The organism is Curtobacterium sp. 179-B 9B NHS (assembly GCF_045370965.1).
In the GTDB taxonomy this organism is placed as follows: domain Bacteria; phylum Actinomycetota; class Actinomycetes; order Actinomycetales; family Microbacteriaceae; genus Curtobacterium.
This window is the reverse complement of the sequence record NZ_JBIQDQ010000002.1, coordinates 209,574-222,107: the sequence shown is the minus strand read 5'-3', so window position 1 is coordinate 222,107 and position 12,534 is coordinate 209,574. Positions and strand designations below refer to the sequence as shown.

General features: G+C 72.2%; 9 protein-coding genes and 1 tRNA gene. 1 reads left to right on the top strand and 9 read right to left on the bottom strand.

From position 1 onward, the window contains the following. Positions 1 to 23: 23 nt before the first annotated feature. The 4 genes from ACH0A8_RS02860 to ACH0A8_RS02845 all read right to left on the bottom strand — a co-directional run bounded on the left by ACH0A8_RS02860 (position 24) and on the right by ACH0A8_RS02845 (position 4,785). Positions 24 to 1,445, bottom strand: coding sequence for an NAD-dependent succinate-semialdehyde dehydrogenase (locus ACH0A8_RS02860; RefSeq protein ID WP_066658430.1), 1,422 nt, complete (start codon positions 1,443 to 1,445; stop codon positions 24 to 26). Positions 1,446 to 1,546: 101 nt separating this feature from the next. Continuing rightward, a complete protein-coding gene (locus tag ACH0A8_RS02855; protein ID WP_066655131.1) occupies positions 1,547 to 2,167 on the bottom strand; it encodes an isochorismatase family protein in 621 nt (206 codons plus the stop codon). Positions 2,168 to 2,207: 40 nt separating this feature from the next. After that, on the bottom strand, positions 2,208 to 3,704 hold the full coding sequence (gene dacB / locus ACH0A8_RS02850; protein ID WP_406906430.1) for a D-alanyl-D-alanine carboxypeptidase/D-alanyl-D-alanine-endopeptidase: 1,497 nt from the start codon (positions 3,702 to 3,704) through the stop codon (positions 2,208 to 2,210). 73 nt (positions 3,705 to 3,777) lie between these two features. After that, positions 3,778 to 4,785, bottom strand: coding sequence for a Gfo/Idh/MocA family protein (locus tag ACH0A8_RS02845; protein ID WP_251159552.1), 1,008 nt, complete (start codon positions 4,783 to 4,785; stop codon positions 3,778 to 3,780). A gap of 144 nt (positions 4,786 to 4,929) precedes the next feature. Between ACH0A8_RS02845 and ACH0A8_RS02840 the strand changes: the two genes are divergently transcribed. After that, positions 4,930 to 6,588, top strand: coding sequence for an HAD family acid phosphatase (locus ACH0A8_RS02840; protein ID WP_406906427.1), 1,659 nt, complete (start codon positions 4,930 to 4,932; stop codon positions 6,586 to 6,588). 64 nt (positions 6,589 to 6,652) lie between these two features. Here ACH0A8_RS02840 and ACH0A8_RS02835 read toward each other — a convergent pair. The 5 genes from ACH0A8_RS02835 to topA form a co-directional block, all read right to left on the bottom strand. Continuing rightward, positions 6,653 to 6,725, bottom strand: a tRNA-Thr gene (locus ACH0A8_RS02835). A 44-nt stretch (positions 6,726 to 6,769) separates the two neighbouring features. After that, positions 6,770 to 7,405, bottom strand: a complete 636-nt coding sequence (locus ACH0A8_RS02830) for a TetR/AcrR family transcriptional regulator (protein WP_066655137.1) — start codon at positions 7,403 to 7,405, stop codon at positions 6,770 to 6,772. A gap of 234 nt (positions 7,406 to 7,639) precedes the next feature. Next, positions 7,640 to 8,782 (bottom strand): DNA polymerase III subunit delta', encoded by a 1,143-nt coding sequence (locus tag ACH0A8_RS02825; RefSeq protein ID WP_066655138.1) that lies wholly within the window; start codon positions 8,780 to 8,782, stop codon positions 7,640 to 7,642. Positions 8,783 to 8,807: 25 nt separating this feature from the next. Then, positions 8,808 to 9,455, bottom strand: a complete 648-nt coding sequence (gene tmk, locus ACH0A8_RS02820; RefSeq protein WP_066655139.1) for a dTMP kinase — start codon at positions 9,453 to 9,455, stop codon at positions 8,808 to 8,810. After that, positions 9,452 to 12,229 carry a type I DNA topoisomerase gene (topA, locus tag ACH0A8_RS02815; RefSeq protein WP_209685275.1) on the bottom strand — a complete coding sequence of 926 codons (2,778 nt, stop codon included), beginning with the start codon at positions 12,227 to 12,229 and terminating at the stop codon, positions 9,452 to 9,454. The genes tmk and topA overlap by 4 nt, the downstream gene beginning before the upstream one ends. Between the last annotated feature and the right edge of the window lie 305 nt (positions 12,230 to 12,534).

The window sequence follows — 12,534 nt, the reverse complement described above, 5'->3', positions numbered from 1 at the left end:
GTTGCGTCGTGCGGAGGGGGGGGTCAGGCGGCGAAGGGGTCCGGCGTGAGGACGTAGACCGACTCCAGGTACTCCTCGAGGCCCTCGTGCGAACCCTCGCGGCCGAGCCCCGAGGACTTGACCCCGCCGAACGGGAACGCCGCGTTCGACACGACGCCCGTGTTCAGCCCGAGCATGCCCGTCTCGAGACGCTCGGCGAGCCGCTGACCGCGCCGGAGGTCGGTCGTGAACGCGTACGCGACGAGCCCGTACTCGGTGTCGTTCGCGAGGCGGATGCCCTCCTCCTCGGTGGCGAAGCGCGTGATCGACACGACCGGCCCGAAGATCTCTGTGGTGAGGATGTCCGACCCCGGCGGGACCTCGTCGAGCACCGTCGGTGCGTAGAACGTGCCCGGACGGTCGACCCGCTCCCCGCCGGTCACGAGTCGGGCACCCCGCTGCACGGCGTCGTCGACGAGCCCGGCGGCCTTGTCCACGGCACGGTCGTCGATGAGCGGACCGATGGTGGTCCCGTCCTCGGTGCCCCGGCCGATCCGCAGTCCGTCGACCTTCGCGGTGAGCGCCGCGGTGAAGGCCTCGGCGATGCCCTCCTGCACGAAGAAGCGGTTCGCCGCCGTGCAGGCCTCGCCGACGTTGCGGAACTTCGCCTGCATCGCCGCCGTGACCGCCTCGTCGAGGTCGGCGTCGTCGAAGACGAGGAGCGGAGCGTTGCCGCCGAGCTCCATGCTCGTCTTGAGGACGTTGTCGGCGGCCTGCTTGAGGAGTGCCGACCCGACCGGCGTCGAACCGGTGAAGGTGAGCTTGCGCAGTCGGCGGTCGGCGATGATCGGCTCCGACAGCGCCTTCGCATCGCGCGAGGGCACCACGTTGAGCACCCCGTCGGGCAGCCCGGCGCGGCGGAACAACTCGACCAGGAAGAGCGTCGTGAGCGGCGTGAGGTCCGCCGGCTTCAGCACGACCGTGCAGCCGGCCGCGAGCGCCGGGCCGATCTTCCGCGTCGCCATCGCGAGGGGGAAGTTCCACGGCGTGATCGCGTAGACGGGACCGACGGGGCGTCGGAGCACGATGCCGCGTCCGGTGCCCTCCGGGTTGGTGCGGTAGTCACCCGAGATGCGGACGGCCTCCTCCGAGAACCACCGGAGGAACTCGCTGCCGTAGGCGACCTCGCCCCGGGACTCGGCGAGGGGCTTGCCCATCTCGAGCGTCATCAGGGCGGCGAGGTCGTCCTCGTGCTCGTGGGCCAGGTCGAACGCCCGGCGGAGGATGTCCGACCGTCGCCGCGGCGCGGTCGAGGCCCAGGCCTCCTGCGCGGCCACGGCGGCGTCGAGGGCGGCGATGCCGTCCTCGGGCGTCGCGTCGGCGACCTCGGCGAGGACCTCGCCCGTGCTGGGGTCGCGGACGGGGAAGGTCGCGCCGCCGCTCGCGGCGCGCCAGGAGCCGCCGATGAGGAGTCCGGTGGGGACGTCGGCGACGGTGACGTGGTCGTCCGAGACGGTGGTGGTCGGGCCGGCCGGGGTGGGTCCGCTGGTCGTGGTGGTGGGTGCGGTCACAGTACTGCTCCTCCGGGGTTCGCGAGCCCCTCGTCCATGTCGCTGTGGTCGACGTGCCCGCCGACCGCGCTGATCTCGTCCAGGGCCCGTGCGCTGCGGTCCGGGTCCACCCCGGCCACGAGGTCGTCGTAGACGGCGACGTCGTACCCGGCGGCCCGCGCGTCGAGCGCCGTGGCGCGCACGCAGTGGTCGGTGGCGATGCCGACGATGTCCACCGTCGTCACCCGACGGTCGGCGAGGAGGTCCGGCAGCGCGGTGCCGTCGTCCGTGCTCGCCTGGAACGCCGAGTAGTCCGGCCGGCCCCGCCCCTTGAACACGTCGACGTCGATGACGCTCGTGTCGAGGTCCGGGTGGTACGCCGCACCGGGCGTGCCACCGACGCAGTGCACCGGCCACGTGTCCACGAAGTCCGGCCCCTCGGGTCCGGCGAAGTGTCCGCCGTTGTCGTCGTCGCCGTGGTGCCAGTCGCGGGAGCCGACGATGAGGTCGTACTCGTCCGCGTGCCGACGGAGGAACGCGCTGATGCGCTCCGCGACGGCCGCGCCCCCGGTCACACCGAGCGCGCCGCCCTCCGTGAAGTCGTTCTGGACGTCGACGACGAGCAGTGCCCTGGCCATGTACCCATCCTGCACCCGGCACCCTGCGGCTGCGTGGACGTCAGGACGAGGTCAGGCTCCCACCGCACCGGTACGTCGCCGCGGTGACGGCGTCGAGCGCCGGCAGTGCCGCGGCACGCGGAGACCCGATCGCGTAGAACGCGAAGGTGAGGCGTCGGCCGTCCGCCGCGTCGATGTACCCGCCGAGCGTGTTCGCGCTGTCGATCCACCCGGTCTTCGCGTGCACCTTGCCGCGCGCCACCGCGTTCTCCCCCGTGAACCGGCTCGACAGGGTGCCGGACACGCCGGCGACGGGGAGCGCCCCGGACAGCACGCCGAGGCCCTTATCCCCCGCGGCGACCGCGACCATGAGGTGGGCGACGAAGGACGGCGACACCGCGTTCGCCGCGCTCTCCCCCGAGCCGTCCTTGATCGTGATGCCCGCGGGATCGACGCCGTAGCCGGCGAGTGCCTCCTGGTAGACGCCGGTCAGCGACGCCGCCGACCCGCCTGCACCGGACTCCTTCGACGAGACGCGCGCCAGCATCTCGGCCAGGGTGTTGTCGGAGTTCGGGATCATCTGCCCGATCAACGTCGACACCGGCTGCGAGGAGACCGAGGCGATCTGGTCCGTGCTCGTGGTCGCGCGCTGCACCACCTGCGCGTTCCCGGCTCCTGCGACGCCCGCGTTCGCCAGTGCCGTGCGGAAGGCTGCTCCGGCGCGACCGACCGGGTCGGTGGAGCGGGGCGAGGTCGCAGCGGCCGGGTTCGCCCGGTCGCCGTCGACCATGAGCGCGGTGACCCGGGGCTGGTACCCGATGGTGCGCTCGCTCTCCGGCCAGGTCGGGTCCCACGCGTCGGCGTCGTCCCAGTAGCTGTCGTCGGCGACGATCGTCGTCACCGGGGCGTCACCGAGGGCCGCCTTCACCTGCTGTGCGAGCTGCGCGAGGGTCGGCGCGCCCGGGTACACCGTGCCGTTGCCGGCCGAGAGCGTCGCATCGCCGTGACCGACGAGCGCGACGGTGCCGTCGGCCTCCTTCGTCACCGTGGTCGGGATGCGGTGGTCGCCGCCGAGGACCGCGAGGGCCGTGGCGCTCGTCAGCGTCTTCATCACGCTGCCGGTCTGTGCCGCCTCCTCCCCGTTCCGCGAGAACAGCGTCTCCCCGGACTCCGCGTCCATGACGAAGCCCTCGAAGGACCCGAGGCCGGCTGCCGAGGCCGCGGCGTCGATCGTGCAGGTCCGCAGGGCCGACGGGCCGGCGGCGTCGTCCGGCACCGAGCGGGACTCGTCCGTGGGCGTCGCACTCGGCGTCGCGGAGCTCCGGGGCGTGTCCGACGGCGCGGTCGTCGCGGCGGCCGACCGGGGCGCCGCGGACGGGCGGGACGACATCGTCGCGGCAGCCACGGCGACCGAGGCGCCCGAGCCCAGCAGGAGGACACCGACGAGACCACCGGCGATCCACGGGACCGGTCGGCGAGCCGCGGAGCGGCGCAGGGACCCGACGGCGCCGCGGAGGCGTGCCGGGACGGACTTCGACGTGGGCTGCTGGTCGGACATCGCGACCGATCCTACGGAACCGCGGGAGGAGCCTCCAGACCGGATCGGTCACCGGCGCACCCGCCGGCGGACGTCAGTCGGCCGACGGCGCGTCCGATCCGTCGTCGTCGGCCGCGTAGCGGACGCCCACCTGCCGGCGGGCCTCGTCCATGACGGCCGTGATCGCGATCGTCTCCTCGGGGTCCATCGGGCCGCCCTCGTGCGTCCCGGAGGTGACCATCGCCTCGAACGCACGCGCCTCGTGGGCGTAGCCGGCGAGCTCCTCGCGCGAGTCGAACTCCTCGAGGACCGTGCCGTCGCGGTCACGGAGCCGCCACGTGGTGGGCGTGTACCAGGTGTCGTCGAGGTCGATGCGCCCGTCCTCGCCGATGATCGACGCGGTGTTCGGGCTCCGCAGGTCCAGGCTGAAGTGGATCATCGACTGGGCACCGCCCTCGTGGGTGAGCACCAGGCCCATCTGGGTGTCGACGCCCTGGTCGCTCAGCGTGCCCGCGGCCGTGACCGCGGTCGGCACACCGAGCACGTCCACCGCGAACGAGATCGGGTACACGCCGAGGTCGAGGATCGCGCCGCCGCCGAGCGCCGGGTCGTTCAGCCGGTGGCGGGGATCGCTGGGCAGGGCCTGGTGGTGGGTGGCCTCGACCAGGCGCGGGCGTCCGATGCGCCCCTCGGCCACGAGCTCGCGGATCATCCGCATCTGCGGCAGGAAGCGGGTCCACATCGCCTCGGTCACGGCGACGTCGGCGCGGCGGGCGGCGTCGACCACCCGACGCGCCTCGGCCGCGGTGATGGTGAACGCCTTCTCGACCAGGACGTGCTTGCCGGCGTCGATCGCGAGCAGGGCGTCCTCGGCGTGACGCGAGTGCGGTGTGGCGACGTAGACGGCGTCGACGTCCGGGTCGGCGACCAGGTCCGCGTAGGAGCCGTGCGCGCGGGCGATGCCGTGCTCGGCGGCGAAGGCCTCGGCGGACTCGCGGGTGCGGCTCCCCACCGCGACGAAGTCGATCCCTGCGGCGGTGCAGTCCGCCACGAACGAGTGGGCGATGCCGCCCGTGCCGATGACTCCCCAGCGAACCGTCATGCCACCTGTCTACCAGCCGGTCGCCGGGCGTCGACGCGGCGCGCACCTGAACGGACCCACATGGACCACTCGGCTGATCGACAACTAGCGTGCTGCTGTCCCCCGATCGGGGGCGGTCCCCGACTCGAAGGTCACCAGGTCTCCATGCGCCGATCCCTCCGCACCGCCGTCGCCACGAGCGCGGCACTCCTCGTCGTGTCCACCGTCCTCACCGCGGCGCCGGCCGACGCGCACGGCTGGACGCCGCCCGCTCACGGCCCCGACTCCTCGCTCGCCCCGAGGACGCACTTCACGATGGCCGCGGACGGCTCCTCCGGCGCCACCGAGGGCGGCGAGGGCATCCCGAACATCGACTCCGTCAAGAAGACCATCGCCACCTACTACGGCGACCCCGGCACCGGACTCGCGAACCGAACCGACTCCCCCTACGTCCGCGAGGTGCGGTCGATCGTCGACCGCGAGACGCGCCAGCTCCGCCGCATCCACGACCGCGCCGTCCGGCACGGGCAGCGCCCGGCGATCGTCCTCGACGCCGACGACACCACGCTGTGGACCTACGACATGGAGGTCGCGGACATGCACTTCGTCTTCGACCCCGCGCGCCAGGACGAGTGGGTGCAGGACCAACGCTTCCCCGCGACCCCGTCCATGGTCGGCTTCGTGAACCGCGCGCAGGCGATGGGCTTCACCGTGTTCGGCCTGACCGGCCGCAACGACGACCAGAAGACGGCGACCGTGCAGAACCTGGCGAAGGTCGGCTACACGGCCTTCTCCGAGGACCACTTCTTCACCAAGTGGACCGGGACCGGCGCGTCCCAGCAGCCGTCCTGGATCACCTGCGCAGCCGCGAAGTGCACCACCGTCGAGTACAAGGCACTCACCCGGAAGCACATCGAGCAGGACCTCGGCTACGACATCGCACTGAACGTCGGCGACCAGTGGAGCGACCTGCAGGGCGGGTACGCCGACCGCACGCTGAAGCTGCCGAACCCCACGTACTCCCTGCCCTCGGCGGATCTGCCCGGCGTGCGCGAACCGCGCCTCGCCCCGAGGACCCACTTCACGATGGCCGCCGACGGCTCCTCCGGCGCCACGCAGGGCGGCGAGGGCATCCCGAACATCGACTCCGTCAAGAAGACCATCGCCACCTACTACGGCGACCCCGGCACCGGACTCGCGAACCGCACCGACTCCCCCTACGTCCGCGAGACGGCCCGGCTCGTGGCACGGCAGGCCCCCGCGATCGCCCGGCAGTGCTCCGTCGCCCGGCAGCAGCACCGCAACCCGGCGATCGTCCTGGACGCCGACGACACGACGCTGTGGACCTACGACATGGAGGTCGCCGCGATGCACTTCGTGTTCGATCCAGCACTGCAGGACGAGTGGGTGCAGGACCAGCGCTTCCCCGCGACGCCGGGCATGCCGACGCTCGTCGCCGCAGCGCAGCAGGCGGGCTGCACCGTCATCGGCGTGACCGGTCGGAACGAGGCGCAGCAGGACGCCACCATCGCGAACCTGCACGCCGTCGGCTACCCGCAGTTCGCCGCGACCACCGACAGGAACCGGACCTACTACACGAAGTGGACCGGCGCCGGCAGCTCCCAGCAGCCGTCGTACGTCACCTGCGCCGCCGCGAAGTGCACGACGGTCGAGTACAAGGCGCAGACCCGGGCGCACATCGAGTCCCCCGCCGGCGGCGGGTACGACGTGGTCGCGAACCTCGGCGACCAGTACAGCGACCTGCTCGGCGGGTCGTCGGACCGGAGCATCAAGCTGCCGAACCCGACCTACTACCTGCCCTAGCCGGACCGCTCGGCAACGACGGAACCCCCGGTCGGACACTGTCCGACCGGGGGTTCCGGTGTCGAGCCGCCTGTCGGAATCGAACCGACGACCTATTCATTACGAGTGAATCGCTCTGCCGACTGAGCTAAGGCGGCGGACGCTCCGTTCCCGGAGCGGCACGAGCAATGACTATACAGGTTCAGACGAGCGAACGCGAAACGAGCGCGCCGAGCTCGTCGAACGACCGCTGGAGCTCCTCGGTCAGCTGCGTCTCGGTGGCCCCGTCGGACCACTCCCACCAGGCGTGTCGGAGCGCTGCCAGCGCCACCACCGAGGCGAGCCGGGCGCGTCGCCGCAGCGCGTCCGGGTCCGACGCCAGGTCCGGCTCCGTGTCCGCGAGCCGCCCCGCCACGGCCTCCTCGATCTCGGCCTGGAACTCCTTCATCGAGGCCATCCGCCGCGTGAACAGCTCCGGAGCGGCGCGGAGCACCTGCTGCCGTTCCGCGAGCAGCCCGCGTTCCTCCACCAGCTCGCCCGTCGCGTGCACGAGCAGGGTGCCGAGGTCGGACAGGAGCTCGCCGCTCGGTCCCCCGGCGCGGAAGGTGTCGAGCGCCGGTCCCGTCGGCAGCGTCGGGTCGTCCCCGAGGAGCGCCTGTTCCTTGCTCGGGAAGTAGTTGAAGAACGTCCGCGGGGACACGTCCGCTCGTCGGGCGATCTCGTCGACGGTGACGGCGGGCCAGCCGGAGTCGAGTGCGATCCGCAGGGCGGCCTGCTGGATCGCGAGACGGGTGGCGCGGCGCTTGCGCTCACGCAGTCCGGGTGCGGCTTCGGGCATGTCGCGATCTTCTCACGGTGGTCGGGGCGATCGGCTGCGGGGTCGCGCAGGGTCCGGTGGGTGGAGGCTGACCGGCCGGGAGGCACGGCGCACGCCCGCCCCGCGACCCTGGTCGCCAGGGGTCCGGTGTCACGGCGGTCCGGGCCACGCGGGTCAGGGTGGCGCGGGCCGCACGGGTCAGGGTGGCGCGGGCCAGCGGGTCGCGCAGGTCAGCGGGTCAGCGGCCGACGCGGGTCAGCGGGTCGCGCGCGCCACGGTCACGAGCAGCGCCTCGAGCGCGAGCAGTGCCGCGACGTTCGCCGCGATCCGCGAGCGGGCGAGCGACACCGCGTCGAGCACCTCGAGCGCCGCGGACGGCGGCACCACCTCGAGCGCCCGGTCCAGCTGGTCGCGCATCGACAGGTTCACCGGCTCTGCCGGCGCACCGAGGCCGAGCAGGAGCAGGTCGCGGTACAGCGACGAGACGTCGACGAGGATCCGGTCGAGTCCGTCGCGCAGGCTGCGGGTCGCCCGGCGCTTCTGGTCCTCCTCCAGCGCCCGCAGCTGCGACCGCAGTGCCGGTGGCACCGTGCCGCCCGGCTCCACGCCGAGCGATCGCAGGGCTGCGTCACGCTCCTCGCCGTCCCGCTGCTGCGTGATCGCCTTGGCGTCCTCGTCGGCGACCGCCAGGAGCTCGGCGGCGGCCATCACGGCGTCGCCGACCGAGCGCACCCCGAGCACGGTCTCGAGTGTCCGGCGTCGGCGTGCGCGGGCGTCCTCGCTCGTCGCCAGTCGCTGCGCCATCCCGATGTGGCTCTGCGCCTGCCGCGCGGCATCGGTCGCGAGGGCCCGGTCGACCCCGGTCCGGGCCACGATGAGCTCCGCGACGGACGCGACGTCGGGCACCCGGAGCCGCACCGAGCGCACGCGGGACCGGATCGTCGGCAGCAGGTCCGCCTCGCTCGGCGCGCACAGGATCCACACCGTCCGCTCCGGCGGCTCCTCGAGTGCCTTGAGCAGCAGGTTGGAGGTGCGCTCCGTCATGCGGTCGGCGTCCTCGATGATCACCACGCGGTACCGACCGACCGAGGGCGAGTAGTACGACGACGTCACCAGCTGACGGATCTCGTCGATCGTGATGATGACGCGTTGTGTGGTGAGCACCGACACGTCGGGGTGCGTGCGCGCGGTGATCTGCCGCAGGGCGTGGTCGTCGTCCGCTCCGGCACCGACGAGGGCGGCAGCGAAGGCGGTGGCGACGTTCGACCGGCCGGACCCGGGCGGCCCGGTGATCAACCACGAGTGGGTCATGCCACCGGTCCCGTCGGGAGCCTCGGCCGCACTGCGCAGGGCCGCGACGGCGTCGTCCTGTCCGGTCAGGCCGTCCCACACGCTCACGAGGACATCCTGTCAGCAGCCACCGTCACGCCGGACCGTCCTCGTCCGCGATCCCGACGACGGCACCGACCGCGGCGCGGACCGCGCGGTGGACCGTGTCGGCAGGCTGCCCGGCGTCCACGACGAGGAAGCGTTCCGGCTCCGCATCGGCAGCGTCCAGGAAGGCCCGTCGGACGGTCTCGTGGAACGACGCCGCCTCGGACTCCAGGCGGTCGAAGACGTCGCCCCGAGCTGCCGCGACCCGGCTCCGCCCGACCGTGACGTCGAGGTCGAGCAGCACCGTCAGGTCCGGGAGCAGGCCGTCGGCCGCCCAGTCGGACACCGAGCGGATGCGCTCGGCACCCAGACCCCGTGCAACGCCCTGGTACGCCACCGACGAGTCGATGTACCGGTCCTGCAGGACGACCTCCCCCCGGGCGAGCGCGGGGCGGACGACCGTCTCGACGTGGTGCGCCCGGTCCGCGGCGTAGAGGAGGGCCTCGGCGCGCGCCGAGACGTGCCCGCGCTCGTGCAGCACCATCTCGCGGATGCGCTGCCCGAGCTCCGTGCCGCCGGGTTCACGCGTGCGGACGACCGTCCGACCGTGCTCCTCGAGCCATCTGCTGAGGAGCTCGGCCTGGGTGGTCTTGCCCGCGCCGTCGCCGCCCTCGAGCGTGATGAAGCGCCCGGTCACTTCTTCTTGGCCGCGGTCTTCCGCGCCGGCGCCTTCTTCTTCACCGGCCCCTTGGCACGCTTGTCCGCGAGCAGCTGCACGGCACGGGCGTGGTCGACGGTCTCGACGTCCTCGCCGCGCGGGATCGTCGCGTTCGTCTCACCGTCGGTGACGTACGGACCGAAGCGGCCGTCCTTCACCTTGATGGGCTTCCCGGACACGGGGTCCGCCTCGAACTCCTTGAGCGCGGCCGTGGCAGCGCGTCGGCCGCCGTACTTGGGCTGCGCGAAGAGCTCCACCGCACCGGGCAGGTCGATCTCGAAGATCGCGTCCTCGCTCGGCAGCGTGCGGGTGTCCGTGCCCTTCTTGATGTACGGGCCGTAACGACCGTTCTGCGCCGTGATGTCGTCGCCGGACTCCGGGTCCTTGCCGACGACGCGGGGCAGGTCGAGGAGCTTGAGCGCGGTCTCGAGGTCCACGGTCTGCGGGTCCATCGACTTGAAGAGCGACGCGGTGCGTTCCTTCGGCGCCGCGGCCTTCTTCGTCGTCTTCTTCGCGGGGGCCTTCGCGCCCTTCGCGGTGGTGGTCGCCTGGTCCGCGGCTGCGGGTGCTGCATCGGCGGCCGGCTCGGTGACCTCGCCCGTCGACGGGTCGACGGTCGGTTCGGGCTCCGGGGTGCGCTCGGTGACGTACGGCCCGAAGCGACCGTCCTTCGCCAGGACCTCCTTGCCCGTCTCGGGGTTGATGCCCACCACGCGGTCGCCCACGACGGGTGCCTCGACGAGCTCGCGGGCCTTGTCGGTCGTCAGCTCGTCGGGCGCCAGGTCCTCGGGCACGTTGACGCGACGGGGCTTCTCGGGGTCGTCGCTCGGCACCTCGATGTAGGGGCCGTACCGCCCGATCCGCAGGGTCAGACCCGGCGCGAGCTCGACGGAGTTGATGTCGCGCGCGTCGATCTCGCCCAGGTTGTCGATGACGGTCCGGAGCCCGCGGTGGTCATCGCCGCCGAAGTAGAAGCCCTTGAGCCAGTCGGTGCGGTCGGCGTCGCCGCTCGCGATGCGGTCGAGGTCCTCTTCCATGCCGGCGGTGAAGTCGTACTGCACGAGGTCGCCGAAGTGGTCCTCGAGGAGCCGGACCACGCTGAACGCGATCCAGTTCGGGACGAGGGCACTCCCGCGCTGCGTGACGTACCCGCGGTCCATGATCGTCGAGATGATGGCGGCGTAGGTCGACGGACGACCGATGCCGAGTTCCTCGAGCGTCTTCACCAGGCTCGCCTCGGTGTAACGCGGCGGAGCCGACGTGTCGTGGCCCTTGGCCTCGACCTCGGTGACGCCGAGGTGGTCGCCCTCGGCCATCTGTGGGAGCTTGGCATCGCCGTTCTCGCCCCCGCCGTGGCGCTCCTCGTCGCGGCCTTCCTCGTAGGCGTTGAGGAAGCCGCGGAAGGTGATCACGGTGCCCGACGCGGTGAACTCGGCGTCCGTCCCGTTCGCCGTCGAGGCGACCCCTGCGACGCTGTCGGTCGACGTGATGCCGAGGACGACCGACGCGGTCGAACCCTTGGCGTCGGCCATCTGCGAGGCGACCGTCCGCTTCCAGATGAGGTCGTAGAGCTTCCAGTCGTTGCCCCGCAGCACGCCGTTCATCTCGGACGGGGTGCGGAACGTGTCGCCGGCGGGGCGGATGGCCTCGTGGGCCTCCTGCGCGTTCTTGCTCTTGCCGGCGTAGCTGCGTGGCTTGTCGGGGATCGTCTCCGGCCCGTACAGCGCCGAGGCCTGCTTGCGCGCGGCGGTGATCGCCTGCTGCGACAGCGACGAGGAGTCCGTACGCATGTAGGTGATGTGGCCGTTCTCGTACAGCGACTGCGCGACGCTCATCGTCTGCCGAGCGGAGAAGCGGAGCTTGCGAGCCGCCTCCTGCTGCAGGGTCGACGTCGTGAACGGTGCGGCGGGCCGACGGGTGTACGGCTTCGACTCGACGCTGCGGACGACGGCGTCGCCGGCCCGCTCGAGCACGGTGGTGAGCGCCGCGGCCGAGGCCTCGTCCAGGCGGACGGCCTCGCCCTTGAGCGCGCCGCGGTCGTCGAAGTCGCGACCCGAGGCGACACGGGTGCCCTGCAGTCGGGCGAGGCGCGCCGTGAAGGCGGTGTCGCCGACCTTCTCGAACCGAGCCGTCAGGTCCCAGTAGTTCGCCGACACGAACGCCAGGCGCTCGCGCTCCCGGTCGACGACGAGTCGCGTCGCCGCCGACTGCACACGACCGGCGGACAGCCCGGGGCCGACCTTGCGCCACAGCACCGGCGAGACCTCGTACCCGTAGAGACGGTCGAGGATGCGGCGGGTCTCCTGCGCGTCGACCAGGGCGGTGTCGAGCTCACGGGTGGCCTCCTTCGCACGCTGGATGGCCTCCTTGGTGATCTCGTGGAACACCATGCGCTTGACCGGCACCTTCGGCTTGAGCACCTGCAGGAGGTGCCACGCGATCGCCTCGCCCTCGCGGTCCTCATCTGTTGCGAGGAAGAGCTCGTCGGCGTCCTTCAGGGCGCGCTTCAACTCGGTGACGGTCTTCTTCTTCGCGTCGGAGACGACGTAGTAGGGCTCGAAGCCGTTGTCGACGTCGACCGAGAACTTCCCGAGGGAGCCCTTCTTGAGCTCAGCCGGCAGGTTCTTGGGCTCGACGAGGTCGCGGATGTGTCCGACGGACGCCTGGACCTCGTATCCGTCGCCGAGGTATTGCGCGATCGTCTTCGCCTTCGCAGGGCTCTCGACGATCACGAGCTTCTTCGTGCCTGGCACGTGACTCCTTGATCGATGGTGCGCGCCGGCCCAGGACCGCAACGGTGTCCGGGTCGACCGGGACAACGGTGACCGGGGGCCGACGTGCACACCATACACACACTGGTCGGGCAGCCCGCGTGGCGGCCCGGCGACGGCCACTGCGCTCACGGCGAACGGTCCGGAGCCCGCCACCGTCCGGACCCGGGCGGCGGCGCCCGCGGTGGCGCAGGCATCCAGTGCGGCACCGTTGGCGCGTGCCACGCGTCCGGCGACGGCGCAGGGGACGCCGGGGAGACGGTGCACGAGCACCGCAGCGGCGGCGA